Origin of the sequence: Rossellomorea yichunensis (assembly GCF_032337515.1) — a bacterium.
Lineage (GTDB): Bacteria > Bacillota > Bacilli > Bacillales > Bacillaceae_B > Rossellomorea > Rossellomorea yichunensis.
The window spans coordinates 172,018-187,966 of the sequence record NZ_JAVYAD010000003.1; the positions used below are offsets into that span (position 1 = coordinate 172,018).

Consider the following 15,949-nt stretch of genomic DNA (forward strand, 5'->3'; position numbering starts at 1 on the left):
CATAACCATTTTAGGGCTTATCCGAGTTTGGGTAAGCCCTTATTTTGTCTTGAGAATATGGAGTGCTCAGAGATCAAATATTCTGAGCTTTTTCATGGCTGATTATATTGTGATCATCGTACCTACTTCTGATTATACCCTCGTTCTCCATACGGCTGCAGTTTCTCCAACCACTTTTCTTCCAACTCATCCAGAGCTTCTTTTTCAGTGACAAATGGATCATCATTCTTTTTCAGTTTTTCCAACAGCTCGAATGTAAAAGCGTCTTTCCCGTACTGGTTCCATTCGGTTTGTAACGCTTTGCTGGTGGTGAATCCATTGTTTTCGAGCATGAACTTGATCCCGTTCAGGGTCTTCAGGTTTTTCGTCCTTCCGATATAGATTTTATTGTTTTGCTGATTCAAGATTTGAAAGACACCTGCTTCAACCGGTGTTTCTTTATACTGTTGTTTTAACTCTCTTTTTCGATCCATGTTTAGACCTCCTGTTAGTTCTTTACTTCTTTAACCAGTACTTGCTTCCGTCTGATTTACGGTCTATAAACCCATATTCAATGAGATATCTTCTGATGAGCACATAATCGTCATAAATGCCTTTTAATATTTGATTTATTTCTTTTTCCTCGTACACTTCGTCTTTCTTTAACTGTTTCGAAATCTCACGAAGAATGACCAGCCTTTGCTTTTCCTTTGGGGGGAATTTCGTCAATGCACCGTCAGAGAAGTACTTCTTCACGATTTGATCCTGTTCGGTCTGTGTAATATTGTACCGTTCGTCCACCATGGTGGCTGTCTTATGAACATGGACAAACGTCGGGGCATTTTCATCTTTTTCTTTCAGCAATTCCATCATGGTCAGGAAGGTCTTGGCTTGACGCTCCTTTTCTTTTAAAGCAAACCGGTGATGCCGGATAGTGGACGCACTTCCGATATCCAGTTCTTCTTTGATTTCTTTATCATTTTTCCCTTGATAAAAGAGGGTCAATAAACGTTTTTGGTGCTCGGTCAGACCCGTGAGCTTTTTATCCATTCCAATTAAATAATCAAATACAGACAGGTGCGTACGTTCAATGTGAACACCCATATATTTTTCAGCGAGGTAAAATTTATCTTCGTAAGGATAGACCATGCCTTTTTCAATGATCTCTCCGCACATAAGACAAATAAAGGAATCTTCTTCTTCGATAAACCCCCTTTTCATTTCTTCCAAAGAGGCACTCCAAAACAAGTTGGAAAGCTCCATTCCTTAACACATCCTATTCTTTTTATCTTTAACGAATTAATTGTTACTATATAAACGTATTTAAAATATGTTTGTCAATTTATAAACATAATATAAAATTGTTTGTTATTTGTCAAATGGGGTGTTAATGTTCCTCCATTTAAAAGTCACCAAATAGATCGATCAGCAGACTTACCCAAAAATCCAATCACAGTCTGGACCAGATGCAACGGGCGTGGTATCTTCAGATTATCAAGGTATGTAATGGAACGGAGGCCGAAATGGATGAACGACGTGACGAACATTAAATGTGAAAACATAACAGATGATATCATTCAGGAATACCAACAAAAGGGCTATGAGTTGGTATTCCAAGAATATGTGATGGAACACTCCTTAACGGACATCCCTAAAATCGAAACACCATTTCCATTTATTTTCAAAAGTTGGTCACCATCATTGAAAGAGCCATTTTATGAAGTTTACGAGGCTTCATTCAAGGACCGTCCCGGTTTTCCAGGGTGGCCCAGGGAGAAGTGGGTGGAGTGGATATCGTCCGGTTCTGATTTTCTACCGGAACGGTCCTATATCGTAACTGTCAATGACCAGGCGGTAGGTTTCATTGCAACCGATCAGGAGACTGATACAATCGGGTATATCATTCAAGTGGGTGTGATTCCGGAGTGGAGGGGAAAAGGGATCGCTGTTGTATTGACTTGTAAATGCTTAGAAGACCTCCGACAAGATGGTATGCAATCCGTCGTCCTCCACGTGAATCAAAACAATCCCGGAGCCATAAAGCTTTATGAACGTATAGGATTCAAGACTGTCCGGAAAAGAGGCACGTTTGGAATGACATCTTAGAGTGTCTGCGCAAACCGGGACGGTTCTTACTCCACTTTTCGGGAATCTAGTAGAGACGGAACCGTCCCCACTGTATCCATAATTACCATCATCTATTTCTTCACCTATTTGTAGTCTAAATATATTTTTGAATGTGTCGATATATTAAATATATTAATTTAGATGCGATGAATGGTTATCTGTATGTGGGCGCTTGGATAATCGGGGAGCAACTAGCGCAACCGGCTAATTGAACTTTACTGTTTGATTAGCTTTTTTTTATTATTGAACGTTACTTTCTATGCCCAGAAACCTAAAGATGAATGAATAATGAAGTACATAAGCAAATGTTCAAAAGAAGGGGATACGTATATGAACCAATTAACTAGTTAGGCAAGCACCCAAGTTTTAGATATAAAGGATGTTCTATTAGCTCTTGAAACAAATTTGGCTATGATAGAGTTCTCCTTAGACAGAAAGGTAATTTGGGTAAATGATAACTTCGCCGATGCAATGAATTACCGGGTACAGGAAATGCAAGGGATGGATCACAAACAGTTCTGCACGATGGAATATAGCCAAAGCAAAGAATATACAGAGTTGTGGGACAACCTCCGGCAAGGGAAAAAATCTCAAGAAAAAATTGAAAGAGTTGATAGACAGGGAAACAAACTTTGGCTGGAAGCAACATATATTCCTATTTTAGATGGAAAGGGTTCTGTCCATGCAGTCCTGAAAATTGCCACAGACATTACAAAAAGGGAAACTACAACGATAGAGATCATTTCCAAATTAAAGAGCATGCCGAATAATCTAGTTAACTCAGTTATGGACAATTCTAATGAAAAAGTAGAAGCGTTAGAGTCTTTAAGGGAACAAATTAAATTAATTGATGAAACGTCGAAATCGATAAAAAATATTTCTTCTCAAACAAACTTGCTTTCTTTAAATGCGGCGATTGAAGCAGCCAGAGCGGGTGAACACGGAAGAGGATTTAATGTAGTAGCCCAGGAAGTGAGGAAGCTCTCTGTGAATGCTGATAATGCCATTAAAGAGGTTAATGCTAACATTGAAAATATTACAAATGAACTAATAAAAGTTAATCAAATTTCAGAAGACTTACAAAGAATTGTTACAGAATCTAAAAATGAAATTGATCAAACCATTAACAAGTTAGAAAACCTTACTACAAATAAAGAGTAAGTGTAGGTAGCGGGTGCTGTGTTACATATTAGGAGAATATAAAGAGCGTGTTCTGAACAACTATGGTTAAATAGGCTCTTTAAATGCAACCCATGCAAACCGGGGACGGTCGTAAGGGAAAGGTTAAGACGGAACCGTCCCCACTCTGTCTGCACGGTGATGGATTAAAGGGTTGGTGACTGACCCAATTTTAGATTTGGATTTTAATGATTTATTTAAGATGAACTAGCATTGTTCCAACTTGGGATAAATGCTTTTTTTATGAAGTGATATTCCTAATGGATTCTATTTCTTTTTATAAATTTATTTAAAACGTGACCGATTTATTTTCATTTGCGTCTAAGTGTATAAGAAAAGGGGGAACAGTTTTGGAGCAACAAGAATTAAATGAATGGTTTAATCAATATGGAGAGTCAATCCTGACTTACATACTTTTAATGGTACGAGACTATCAACAAGCAGAGGATTTAACACAGGAGACCTTTCTTAAAGCATATAGGCGTCAACAGCAATTTGAAGGGAAATCATCTGTGAAAACGTGGCTATTTGCTATTGCTCATAATGTAACAAAGGACTATTTTAGAAAGAAAAATCCGTTAAAACACTATCTGGGCTTAACAATGGAAGAGAAAGACTGCAAGCCGCTACCTGAACAAATCGTAGAAATGAATTTCGAATCTGAACAATTATATAGAGCCATTCAACAATTAAAAACTTCTTATAGGCATGTCATCATTTTAAGGAAGTTAAAAGAATTTTCAACAGCAGAAACAGCTATTGTTTTAAACTGGTCAGAAAGTAAAGTGAAAATGACGTTAAAAAGGGCGCTAGTTGAATTGAAGAAGGTATTGAGTAAAGGAGGGATAATCGATGAAATACTCTAATGATCAATTTAAAGAATTAGAAGACCAATTTAAGATAGCAGACAAATCGAAAGAACAACTTAGAAGTAAAATAATGAAGAGTACATATAAAAATAAAAAGAGCCATTTTAAAAAATATGGTTGGATTGCAGCAGCGTGTATGCTCTTTATTGTCATATCTCCGTTCTACTCAACGACGATGGCAAGTATTGTAGAGAAAGTGTTACCAATTTCTATCACTCCTAATGTGTCAGATGGACAACAGAATCCTGATTTAACATCTAAGCTCTTTAAATTAGTCGAAAAGGAAGGATACACTGTTAATTCCGTAGGGACAACACCATCTCCATTCACCATTGAAATTTCACTCGTTTTGAAAGAATCTACATTAAAGCAAGCAAAAGAAGACCTTGAATCTAAGATCACAAATTATCTATATGAAAATGGGTATGACGAGTACGAATTAAAGATTATCGAAGCACCTGAAGTTCCCAATAATGAGCGAGGCGAAGATTCTAAAAAACTTTATGACCAGGTACGGGAGATTGTGAAGGAAGTATTCGCATCCTATGGATATGCCGAAGAGGCAGAGTATGAGTTAGCGGGAATTAAGGGAACTGACGCTACAACAATCGTCACAATTGATATGCCCGACCATATTGAAGAGTCAAAGGAAATTATTGCAGATATTGAAAAAGAAATAGAATTACAAAATTTAGATGTGAAAGGTATTGAGGTGGATACTTTCAACTTAGAACATCGTCAGCAAGATAATCGTTGGTCCTTTATTTCATCTGATATATATGACGCAATGGCAGGGAAATCGACTTATCAATTGGCAGGACTATCGTACAATGTGAAGAAAGGACACTCTTATGTATGGATAAAAACGGATTTGGATGAACCACTTTCTCAAGAACATATTGAAGAAATTGAAAAAGCAGTACAAGAATATTTAGCTTTACCAGAAACGAAAGAGCAAATTCGTAATGACGAGTATACCATTCAATTCTTATTAAAGAATGGAGAATCATTTGTGGAAATCACAAGCTGAAATTGAGGTCAGACCCTCTGAGCGAAGGTGGCATGTAGGGATAGTGGAATTAGATTCAACAGTAAGGGGTTGGAGTTCCCTAGCTTCTTCAGTCACCGGTGTAAGGGTAACAATCTTTAATGCCCTGAATCTTTGAGGATGCGGCTCGATAGATTCAGGGCTTCCTATATTTATAAAGAGATAATAGAAACTTTCGAATTTACTTATAAATATACATTCAGTTGTTTAATTTTCTAACTGCTTTTCAAGATTCTTATCGAGTACGAATACCTCCATACGCTCTCCCATTTTCGTACTGATGTCACTATGGCTCGACAGGACTTTGCATTTTGTATGCTGTTCTACTATCTCTTCGATGTTTTGGCTGTACATTTCCCGCAATACCTGACGCATTTGTTTCACGAGGACTCTACCTTTATCGTGCTCGACAAGGTGTTTTTCTTCAACCGTTAACACGCCCTTGAACCTTGCAATGACCATGTCCTCTAAGATGTATGTTCGGGTTTCCTGTGGACCGCGGCCGATCAGTTCTCTTTGCATTTTTATGAAGGCTTCGCTTAATTCAGCTTCTAATCGTCGTTTAGAGATTTTCACGTTTTCTCCCCCTTGCCACTATCAGATCAATTTCAAGGATTATCTTACTCAGACGTGTTAAAAGTTGTCAATCATTAATTTTCATAGAATAAAATAGCTGAAATAATTCGAATCAGTTAGAGATTTAGAGTATTTGATGATTTTCGTTAGAAAAATAAACCTATTTAGCTAGATTTAGAGATTTTTAATAATTTACAAATTCAATAAGCCGGGAGTAATATATTCCTTGTAAAGCACAGCTCAATATTTCGGCCTAGTCTCGGAAACGAGAACGGAGGACCCAATCAAGTGGGGTTAATTCTACGTATGTAGAAGGGATGAGATTAAAACTCTTTCGCCATCCTACCCGTCAGCTAACTTCGTCGGCTAAAGCGAAGGAGGTCATAAAGACCACCTTTTTCAGGGGGCTTTTTTTGTTGTTTTCATAATGGCAAAAGGGGCAGCTTGACTAATAAGTAGGTCTTTTTATTATGCCTATTTTGAAGAAGTGAACATGGAAGACAGAATGCATAGAAGGCTATAACAGCCGGCTAGGCGTTAAGTAGACCAATGTGTACTTTTTCTTCAGATGAACAAGAGATGTCAGAGGATCGCATTCTTTCAGGATGCTGATTCATCTTTGCTCTTGCCTGTCATACTGGGGGAAAAGTGAGCATTGGTCTATTTTTGTTTTCTGAAGGTGGATCTTTCTTCCTGTAAGGGGATCTTTTGGATGACCGTCCATGTCTTTTTCTAGGGTGTGCCTCAATGATCTCTGTAGTAAGGAATGGTAGAGGTGTGATGACTGCATTTGGAAGGAGGATTAATGTGTTCATTCAAGAACGGCAAAAGGGTACAACGCTTGTTTATATCCCCACTTGGGAAATGCTGCAGGAAATAGAGGATTGCTTAGATAGATCCCATGCTTGCTGTTTTGTTTCATCCATTCCACAAGTTGTCGAAGTTCTGAAGGGGCGAGGGTTTCAAGATGTCATGGGGCTAGGTCAATATGAAGAATTTCTCGATCATCGAAATCATTTCAATAAGGTCATCGTATTTGAAAGTCACTTTTCAGATACGTTATCGATGATGAAAATCATTCAAAACAGTACGTCCGCACCAATCATAGTGGTCACGGGTGTCCATGGTTATCCAGTGCGCCTTTATCAGTCAATCGGTGCAAGATATGTCGTGTATACAAAAAGCAGGAATGTTTCGTGTTTTCTAAGATAATATCAGGAGGTTTTACACATGTTGGATTTCATAATGATCGGTTTTTTCTTCCTTCTCCCGGTTTTAATGTCGGGGGTTGCCAATTGGTCCTCCACTGTGGTGGATCGAGGAGGTAAGGACTCATGATGCTCTTACTTGGTGTAACGGCAGTTATTACACTTTATTTATTTTATGTATTATTCAATCCTGAAAAATTCTAATTAGTTGGGGGTATCACAGGTGATGACGACCATTCTATCCATCATCATTACATTGGCGGCAATGATTCTGATTGCAAAGCCGGCCGGAGTCTATTTGGCAAAGGCGTTCGACTATAATCATACGCCTTTAGACCAAATTTTTGGTCCATTTGAACATTTACTTTTCAAGGTCAGTGGAATAAAAAAAGTAAATCAAACCTGGAAGCAATACGCATTGGAGCTTGTCTTCACGAACGGTTTCATGATTTTCATTGTTTATCTTGTTTTCAGAATGCAAGGGGTCCTGCCATTGAATCCCAGTGGCAATCCTGGAATGGATCCCACCCTTGCCTTTAATACAGCGATCAGTTTTATGACCAATACAAATCTTCAGCATTACAGCGGGGAATCAGGTCTTTCCTACCTTGGACAGATGATCGGTATTCTCTTCATGATGTTCGCCGCACCGGGAACGGCTTTGGCGGTAGCCATCGCCTTTGTAAGAGGGCTGACAGGTGCTGAAATCGGTAACTTCTTTGTCGATTTATTCAGGGCCATTACTCGTGTTCTCATGCCGATCGCCTTTGTCACTGGCTTTATTTTCATAGCGTTAGGGACCCCACAAACGTTGGAGCCATCGGTTACAGTGAACACGATTGAAGGTGGTAGCCAGGAAATCGCCCGTGGTCCTGTCGGAACGTTCTTGTCCATTAAAGAACTTGGGAATAATGGTGGAGGATTCTTCGGCGTCAATTCCGCCCATCCCTTTGAGAATCCGAATGCCATCAGCAACTTTATTCAGATTCTGTTAATGTTCCTGCTTCCATCCGCCCTGCCTTTTACGTATGGAAAGATGGTCGGGAATCCAAAGCAAGGACGTGTCCTGTTTGTATCGATGGTTATGGTTTTCGTTGTGTTCCTTTCAACGGCCCTATTCTATGAATCTCAAGGAAACCCGGCACTGAATGCCATGGGGATCCAGACCGATCAAGGCAGTATGGAAGGGAAGGAAGTGCGGTTCGGTACCGGTCAATCGATCCTTTATGCCATGGTCACGACAGCAACGGAAACAGGTGCAGTGAATACGATGCATGATACATTAACCCCTATCGGAGGGATGCTTGCCCTTTCCAATATGTTGTTGAACACAGTATTCGGAGGGGTGGGGGCCGGCTTCATCAATGTGGTCATGTACGCCATGATCGCTGTGTTCCTTTCAGGATTGATGGTTGGCCGGACACCGGAATTCTTAGGCAAAAAAATCGAAGGCAGAGAAATGAAGCTGATTGCCATTACGATGCTCATGCATCCTCTCTTAATATTAGGGGCATCTGCTCTTGCCCTTTACACTCCTCTTGGGGTGGAAGGCATTTCTAACAACGGTTTTCATGGGATTTCCCAAGTGGTTTATGAGTATACGTCATCCGCTGCCAATAATGGTTCGGGCTTTGAAGGACTTGGAGATGCCACTCCATTCTGGAACATCTCGACAGGAATCGTCATGTATATTGGAAGATTCTTTGGACTAGTCACGATGCTTGCTGTTGCCGGGTCGCTTGCATCCAAGAAAATGGTACCCGAGACCATAGGAACCTTCCGAACGGATACGTCGTTATTCGGTGTGATCCTTATTGGAACGTTCTTTATAGTCGGAGCGCTAACGTTCTTCCCGACACTTGTATTGGGCCCGGTAGCAGAATATCTGACATTGTAGATGGGAGTGGAAGAAATGGCAAATCCATTACTGAAAGAGACACATAAGGTTGCTGAGTTTCCAGGTAAAGAGCGAAAAGGTCTTCCTCCTCAGCATTCCAATCAAAATGAACAGAAGGACGGAAACAACATGATGGATAAAGAAATGGTCATGAAGGCCCTGAAAGATTCATTCATCAAGCTCGACCCTAGAATCATGGTGAAGAACCCGATCATGTTTGTAGTGGAGATTGGATTCATCATTACATTGATCCTGTGTTTTGTACCTGATGCATTCGGCAACAGTGATGTGGCACCATGGTTCAATATAACAGTCAGCCTGATTCTTTTATTTACAGTGCTGTTTGCAAATTTTGCTGAAGCATTGGCAGAAGGGCGAGGGAAAGCACAGGCCGATTCATTGAAAAAGTCAAAACAGGAAATGTCGGCCAATCTTCTTAAAGGGAATGGGAAAACAGAAAGCGTGGCTTCTACCTCTCTTAAAAAAGGGGACGTAGTCGTTGTCTACCAAGGTGAAATGATTCCCGGTGACGGTGAAGTCATTGAAGGGCTTGCCTCGGTGGATGAGTCCGCCATCACGGGGGAATCTGCTCCTGTTATCAAGGAAGCCGGCGGCGATTTCAATTCCGTCACCGGTGGAACAAGAGTCGTCAGTGACCAGATTAAAGTCCGAATCACCAGCAATCCGGGTGAGTCGTTCTTAGACCGTATGATTTCATTGGTGGAAGGGGCAGAGCGTCAAAAGACCCCGAACGAAATAGCCTTGAATACGGTTTTGACAAGCTTGACCCTGATTTTCATGATTGTTGTCGTCACTCTTCCATTCTTTACGGACTATTTGGGGTTCTCCCTGGAGATTCCTGTGTTGATTTCGCTGCTTGTCTGTTTGATTCCGACAACCATCGGGGGACTGTTGTCAGCAATCGGGATTGCGGGCATGGACCGTGTGACTCAGTTCAATGTACTCGCCATGTCAGGGAAGGCAGTGGAAGCCGCGGGGGATATCAACACCATCATTCTGGATAAGACCGGTACCATCACATTCGGTAACCGTATGGCGAGTGAATTTATACCGGTTGGGGATGCATCAAAAGAAGAGCTCTTCTACTGGACGGGAATCAGTTCGTTACAAGATGAAACACCAGAAGGACGTTCCATCATCGAACTGCTGAAAGAGAAAGGAAGCAAGTTCGATGCTTCTGTTGCAGTAGACGCTCAGTTCATCGAATTTAAAGCAGAGACGAGGATGAGCGGAATGGATCTGACAGACGGTCGCCAGGTGCGTAAAGGGGCTGTCGATTCCGTAAAGGCGTGGGTGAAAGCGCAAGGTGGTACAATCCCGGCAAGTCTGGATGAAGGGGCGAGAGAAATCGCACGTGAAGGCGGTACCCCATTGGCCGTAGCGGTGGAAGGGCGAATCTATGGATTGATCTACCTGAAAGATACCGTGAAACCGGGAATGAAAGAACGGTTTGCTAAACTCCGTCAAATGGGGATCAAAACCATCATGGCAACAGGGGATAACCCATTGACGGCTGCGACGATTGCACGGGAAGCAGGGGTTGATGAATTTATCGCTGAATGTAAACCAGAAGACAAAATTGAAGTGATCAAATATGAACAGTCACAAGGGAAATTGGTGGCGATGACAGGTGACGGTACGAATGATGCCCCTGCACTCGCCCAGGCAGATGTGGGGCTTGCTATGAACAGCGGGACCACAGCCGCAAAAGAAGCGGCGAATATGGTTGATTTGGACTCGGATCCGACAAAGATCATCGAAGTGGTTTCAATCGGGAAGCAATTGCTTATGACCAGGGGGGCGCTTACTACGTTCAGTATCGCCAACGATATCGCGAAATACTTTGCGATCATCCCTGCCATGTTCATGCTCGCCATCCCAGAGATGACAGCATTGAATGTAATGGGGCTGTCAACGCCGATATCGGCTATCCTTTCAGCACTGATCTTTAATGCCATCATCATTCCATTGTTGATTCCACTTGCCATGAAAGGAGTCGCATATAAGCCGATGAGTTCCAATGCATTATTAGGAAGGAACTTGACGATCTATGGTCTTGGCGGGGTCCTGGTGCCTTTCATAGGAATTAAACTGATCGATATGACGATTTCATTATTTATATAAATGTGAGAAAGGGAGATTAAAATGAAGCATAGCCAACTTGCCGGTCCGATTATCAGATCAAGCTTTACCATCATGGTGCTCGCGGGACTGGTGTACCCACTGGCATCAACAGGGATAGCACAGGCCATCATGCCGGATAAGGCGGATGGGAGTTTAGTTTATAATGATCGAAATGAAGTGGTGGGATCGGAATTGATCGGGCAAAACGTTAGTGATCCAACCTTCTTTCATGGAAGGGTGTCCGCCATCGAATACGATGCTTCAGGTTCTGGATCCAATAACTATGCCCCATCCAATGAGGATATGATCAACCGAACAGAGGAATCATTGGAAGTGTGGAAAAAAGCTAATCCGGACACACCGATCAGTGAAGTTCCGGTCGATCTCGTGACAGATTCAGGCTCAGGTCTTGATCCTCATATTTCGGTTCAAGGTGCACTAGCGCAGGTGAACAGAATATCAGAGATGACTGGTGTTTCGAAGGAGAAACTGAAGGAATTGATTGAAAAGAACACCAAAGGGAAGGAATGGGGGATTTTCGGAGAAGAGCGTGTCAATGTGCTCATGCTTAATCTCGACCTGCAGGAGATTTTATAAACGGAAGAGCCCTGACAATTTTGTTGGTCGGGGTCTCATCCTGCTTGGAGGTGAACAGGAGTGGAAACGGATCATCCTTATTTCAGGAGAAGGACCCCTGAAGAAATTCTCCAGACAATCACAGAATCCACACGAGGGCAATTGAAATTATATATCGGTGCTGCACCTGGAGTGGGAAAGTCTTATAAAATGCTTCAGGACGCTGCTGATTTAAAAAAGGAAGGAAAAGACGTGGTGATTGGATTCATCGAGACCCACGGACGTGCAGAAACGGAAGCTCAACTGAAAGATCTTGAGCAGGTACCGTTAAAGATCATGAATTATAAAGGAAAGAAATTTTACGAACTGAATGTTGAAGGAATCATTGAGAGAAAACCGGATATTGTCCTTGTTGACGAACTTGCCCATACGAATATAACAGGTTCCATCAATTCAAAGAGATATGAAGATGTAGCTTTGATCCTCGAGGCCGGAATCGATGTCCTGTCAGCTGTGAATATTCAACACCTGGAAAGCGTGAACGATATCGTCCAGCACATAACAGGTGTGAAAGTAAGAGAAAGAGTGCCGGATACCTTTGTCCAAAAGGCCGCTGAAATCCAACTGATAGATGTGACACCTGAAGCCTTAAGAAAGAGGCTGAGGGAAGGCAAAATTTATGCTCCCGTGAAGATTGAACAAAGTTTAACCCATTTCTTCACCACAACAAATTTATCAGCACTTCGTGAACTGGCATTAAGGGAGATTGCAAATGATGTTGATGAGAGAATTGAACAAATAAGCGGTGATCTCCAGCATGGACCCATCGGAGTGAACGAGAAAATACTGGTTTGTATCCATTACGGACCCACGGCGGAAAAGCTGATAAGAAGAGGCTGGAGGATGGCACATCGCCTGAAGGCAGAATTATATATTTTGAACATTACTTCAGAGAGATTATCCCATGCAGATCATGTTAGAGAGCAAAAAATAAAAGAATGGAAAATGCTTGCCGAACAGTTTAATGCCACATTGATATTCGAAGAACAACAAAACAGGAAGCCTGCTGCTGTCATCATCGAAGTCGCCAAAAAATATAACGTCACCCAAATCTTACTAGGGCAGTCTGCCAGAACCAGATGGGAGGAAATAAGAAAAGGATCTATCGTCAACATGATCATGAGGGAAACAACGAATATCGATATACACATCGTTGCAGATGGAAGATAAAGAGGAGGTCGGAATTTGAATATCGCTTTTTTCTTAGTTCCCAAAAGGGACGTTGCCTATATTAAATATGAATCGACTATGAGGCAGGCACTCGAGAAGATGGAGTATCATCGTTACACATCAGTCCCGCTGATCAGTGAGGATGGGAAATATGCAGGGACCCTGACAGAAGGGGATCTCCTATGGAAAATAAAAAACACCCCCGGACTCACGTTTCAAAATACCAGTAAGGTAATGCTCTCTGACATTCCTTTGCACAGGCAGCAACAACCTATTCATATAGATGCTGAGATGGAAGATATCATTTCCAAATCTATGGAACAGAATTTTGTTCCGGTAGTCGATGATCAGGATCACTTTATAGGGATCATCAGAAGAAGAGAAATCATTGATTATTGTTTCAGGCAGATGTTGAATGACGAACATAAGTTGTGAAAGTGATTTTCTCGGAAAAAGAGCATAAAGGAAAAATTAAACCAACAGGTCAAGAATGCACACAGATAAGTGTACCATTTTACTGTATGCTGAAAGGTACACTTATATTGTATTAACGTTTGTTATATTAGGTTTCCTCCACAAAGTATAGTATCTTGTCAACTCCTCATACTAACTTTAGGGAGGATGAAGGATGCCTAAAATAGAAATGTACCTAAAAGAAAACATCGAAAACATAAAGAACACCTTTCACGATACATCTGACCTTATCGTAAGAAATATAAAGTCTGGCTGCGAAGGTTCCCTAGAAATGAATATTGTCTACTTAGACGGAATTATCGATACAAATCTTATTCAGGATTATGTGGTAGGACCGTTATTAGAATCATTCAAGGCAGAAGATTTTAATGAAACACTCATCGATCAAATCATTGGAAGAATAGTTGAATCTGCAGATGTGAAAACCACTTCTCAGTATCAAGAATTGATCGATGCGATTGTACAAGGAAGTACCGTATTACTGGTTAACGGGTTTCGAGAAGGCATCCTTATACCATCTCCCAAGTGGGCAGAAAGAAGTGTCGAAGCGTCAATTGGAGAACGTTCAGTAAGAGGTCCGCAAATTGGATTAACAGAAAAGATGAAAACAAATATCAATTTGATAAGAGGTTCATTAAAAACGCCGGATTTGTGTGTGGAAACAGTAGAAATTGGCACCACTTCACCAACATCTGTTTCCATCTTATATATAGAAGGCACTGTCGATAAAGGGATATTAAAAGAAGTCAAAAAGAGGTTAAATAGTCTCAACTTAAAGTATGTCCTTAGTGAAAGAGTATTGGAGGATGTATTAGAAGGAAAGCCAAGGTCTATTTTTTCCCGGCTAAGACATTCAGAACGAATTGACGGGGCAGTCTCTTCCTTATTTGAAGGAAGAGTGGTAGTGATTGTGGACGGGTACCCTTTCGCCATTATAGCTCCTGCTTTATTTATCGATTTTATTCAAGCACCTGATGATTATCACATATCAATGGGCAAATTTACGAGCCGAATCATCCGTTTTATCGCCTTTCTATTAGGAGTGTACCTGCCAGCGGTTTACATAGCGTTAGCAAATTTTCATAAAGATGACTTACCAAACAAGATTTCGAAAGCAATCATTTCTGACGATGAACTATTGCCAACCTTTTGGGAAATCGCCATTCTTTTATTCTTGGTAAGAATATTAGTAGATGTTTCGTTTCGTCTTCCGCAAAGCGCGGTCATATTGGTGTCATTAATCGGGACGATCGTCATTGGCGAAACGGCGGTCACCGCCAAATTGATCCACCCAGTCAGTCTGATCGTCATAGGGATAACCGCTCTTTCCAGTTTCTTGGGAGCTAACAGAGGACTGGTGGAACCTGATTCCACCTTAAGGATACTTTTTTTGATAACGGCTAATTTTTTTGGATTTAATGGAATCATCATTGGGACAACCATTCTAATTTTGTATATGGTGAGTCTGAAATCGGTCTGTGTTCCTTATCTTTCACCTATCATTCCTTTTAAGATGCAGGAATTGAAGGATACGTTTTATCGAGAAGATTTACAGAAGCTTACTAATAGCAAGCATTCTTATACTGAAGATGGTGATTGATTGTAGCAATGTGCAAGTATTGACCCTCGGCACGGTGGAGAATTAATGTACCGAGGGCCAGGGCACAATAATAGATCACGGTCATTTTATCCAGTCTTTTTATTGGGATGCTGGATGTTTATTATTTTTCTCTTCTCATAGATTCGCTAAATTGGGATGAATGTTAGCACGGCAATAAAGAAATGAGGCTAGTTCTGCGAAAACCGGCATTTTACAGAAATTTTACTTTATTCATTGAAAAGAGTGAAAAATGAGTGTACGATAAAAAGAATATTCTTAGAAACGAATCCTGATAGAAGGTATAGTAGAGACACTTATGAAGCGAACTGTATGATTTTTTCATAGTAGGAGGAGAAAATCTGCATTCGTTTCGTGGAGGGGTCTCTTTTTCATATAAGGAGGATGGCGGGATGACAGATTATATAAATGAAGCAACGAATTTCTTCTGGCAGCATGACATCTTTTTCCGGATTGTGGTGAGCGCGGTCTTGGGATTCATCATCGGATGGGACCGATCCGCGAAGAACAAGCCCGCTGGATTAAAAACCTATACGTATGTGTCAGTGGCATGTACGTTGATCACAATCGTATCGATCGAAGGCGCAGAGATGCTCAGTCAGCCGGATAGCGGAAAAATGATGGATCCTTTCCGTCTGGCTGCCCAGATTGTATCAGGGCTCGGATTCTTAGGTGCAGGCGTGATCCTGAAAGACGGTCTGCGGGTGAAGGGCCTCACTTCTGCGGCGATGATTTTCTACGTGGGGGGTGTAGGAATCGGAATTGGCGCAGGGTTTTACTCGATTGTCATCTTCGCCACTCTCGTCACGTTCATCATGACGAGGATCGGAAACTTCTTTGAAGAACGGGAAATCAAGGCGATGAGTCTGCCGAAACTGCGGAAGAAAAATGATGAGAATGAGGAATAAATGTAGGGTTGAAATGGATAGGTGTTAGAGATCAACAACTACTTGATGGGGATATGAGAAATTTTACAGGGATTCTTCCTCTGTATTTCGAATGCAGTTTCCATGTCAAGCTAGT

15 protein-coding genes, 1 pseudogene and 2 riboswitches are annotated in these 15,949 nt (G+C 41.3%); of the genes and pseudogenes, 13 read left to right on the top strand and 3 right to left on the bottom strand.

Features of this window, described 5'->3' with window-relative positions:
• Positions 1 to 122: 122 nt before the first annotated feature.
• On the bottom strand, positions 123 to 473 hold the full coding sequence (locus tag RSX31_RS08695) for a GIY-YIG nuclease family protein (protein ID WP_282138890.1): 351 nt from the start codon (positions 471 to 473) through the stop codon (positions 123 to 125).
• A gap of 22 nt (positions 474 to 495) precedes the next feature.
• Entirely contained in the window at positions 496 to 1,242 is a 747-nt protein-coding gene (locus tag RSX31_RS08700; RefSeq protein ID WP_315634290.1) for a DUF2087 domain-containing protein, read from the bottom strand.
• A gap of 264 nt (positions 1,243 to 1,506) precedes the next feature.
• Between RSX31_RS08700 and RSX31_RS08705 the strand changes: the two genes are divergently transcribed.
• The 4 genes from RSX31_RS08705 (at position 1,507) to RSX31_RS08720 (ending at position 5,184) form a co-directional block, all read left to right on the top strand.
• Positions 1,507 to 2,085 (top strand): GNAT family N-acetyltransferase, encoded by a 579-nt coding sequence (locus RSX31_RS08705; RefSeq protein WP_187443700.1) that lies wholly within the window; start codon positions 1,507 to 1,509, stop codon positions 2,083 to 2,085.
• A 151-nt stretch (positions 2,086 to 2,236) separates the two neighbouring features.
• Positions 2,237 to 2,321: riboswitch (cyclic di-GMP riboswitch) on the top strand.
• Between the two features lie 190 nt (positions 2,322 to 2,511).
• Complete coding sequence (locus RSX31_RS08710) at positions 2,512 to 3,267, top strand: methyl-accepting chemotaxis protein (RefSeq protein WP_315634291.1); 756 nt, start codon at positions 2,512 to 2,514, stop codon at positions 3,265 to 3,267.
• 368 nt (positions 3,268 to 3,635) lie between these two features.
• Positions 3,636 to 4,151, top strand: coding sequence for an RNA polymerase sigma factor (locus RSX31_RS08715; protein WP_148996095.1), 516 nt, complete (start codon positions 3,636 to 3,638; stop codon positions 4,149 to 4,151).
• On the top strand, positions 4,138 to 5,184 hold the full coding sequence (locus tag RSX31_RS08720; RefSeq protein WP_315634292.1) for a DUF4030 domain-containing protein: 1,047 nt from the start codon (positions 4,138 to 4,140) through the stop codon (positions 5,182 to 5,184). Before RSX31_RS08715 ends, RSX31_RS08720 begins: the two co-directional genes overlap by 14 nt.
• A gap of 225 nt (positions 5,185 to 5,409) precedes the next feature.
• On the opposite strand, the gene RSX31_RS08725 is transcribed toward RSX31_RS08720, so the two are convergent.
• Positions 5,410 to 5,778: a DUF2294 domain-containing protein gene (locus tag RSX31_RS08725; RefSeq protein WP_148996093.1), complete on the bottom strand. Its 369-nt coding sequence runs from the start codon at positions 5,776 to 5,778 to the stop codon at positions 5,410 to 5,412.
• Between the two features lie 240 nt (positions 5,779 to 6,018).
• A riboswitch (cyclic di-AMP (ydaO/yuaA leader) is annotated at positions 6,019 to 6,161 on the top strand.
• Between the two features lie 364 nt (positions 6,162 to 6,525).
• Between RSX31_RS08725 and RSX31_RS08730 the strand changes: the two genes are divergently transcribed.
• The 9 genes and pseudogenes from RSX31_RS08730 to RSX31_RS08765 all read left to right on the top strand — a co-directional run bounded on the left by RSX31_RS08730 (position 6,526) and on the right by RSX31_RS08765 (position 15,834).
• On the top strand, positions 6,526 to 6,990 hold the full coding sequence (locus tag RSX31_RS08730; RefSeq protein ID WP_315634293.1) for a hypothetical protein: 465 nt from the start codon (positions 6,526 to 6,528) through the stop codon (positions 6,988 to 6,990).
• A 125-nt stretch (positions 6,991 to 7,115) separates the two neighbouring features.
• Entirely contained in the window at positions 7,116 to 7,190 is a 75-nt protein-coding gene (locus RSX31_RS23330; RefSeq protein ID WP_397548089.1) for a potassium-transporting ATPase subunit F, read from the top strand.
• Positions 7,191 to 7,212: 22 nt separating this feature from the next.
• A complete protein-coding gene (gene kdpA, locus RSX31_RS08735) occupies positions 7,213 to 8,883 on the top strand; it encodes a potassium-transporting ATPase subunit KdpA (protein WP_148996203.1) in 1,671 nt (556 codons plus the stop codon).
• A gap of 132 nt (positions 8,884 to 9,015) precedes the next feature.
• Positions 9,016 to 11,028, top strand: a pseudogene (kdpB, locus tag RSX31_RS08740) (potassium-transporting ATPase subunit KdpB); the annotation flags it as partial.
• A gap of 21 nt (positions 11,029 to 11,049) precedes the next feature.
• The gene (kdpC, locus tag RSX31_RS08745) at positions 11,050 to 11,625 is read left to right on the top strand and encodes a potassium-transporting ATPase subunit KdpC (protein WP_148996090.1); all 576 of its coding nucleotides are present in this window, start codon (positions 11,050 to 11,052) and stop codon (positions 11,623 to 11,625) included.
• A gap of 60 nt (positions 11,626 to 11,685) precedes the next feature.
• Positions 11,686 to 12,834, top strand: a complete 1,149-nt coding sequence (kdpDN, locus tag RSX31_RS08750; protein WP_315634294.1) for a KdpD-like non-kinase potassium sensor — start codon at positions 11,686 to 11,688, stop codon at positions 12,832 to 12,834.
• Between the two features lie 15 nt (positions 12,835 to 12,849).
• Positions 12,850 to 13,269 carry a CBS domain-containing protein gene (locus tag RSX31_RS08755; RefSeq protein WP_315634295.1) on the top strand — a complete coding sequence of 140 codons (420 nt, stop codon included), beginning with the start codon at positions 12,850 to 12,852 and terminating at the stop codon, positions 13,267 to 13,269.
• Positions 13,270 to 13,462: 193 nt separating this feature from the next.
• A complete protein-coding gene (locus RSX31_RS08760; protein ID WP_315634296.1) occupies positions 13,463 to 14,908 on the top strand; it encodes a spore germination protein in 1,446 nt (481 codons plus the stop codon).
• A 410-nt stretch (positions 14,909 to 15,318) separates the two neighbouring features.
• Positions 15,319 to 15,834 carry an MgtC/SapB family protein gene (locus RSX31_RS08765; protein WP_148996086.1) on the top strand — a complete coding sequence of 172 codons (516 nt, stop codon included), beginning with the start codon at positions 15,319 to 15,321 and terminating at the stop codon, positions 15,832 to 15,834.
• Positions 15,835 to 15,949: the final 115 nt, after the last annotated feature.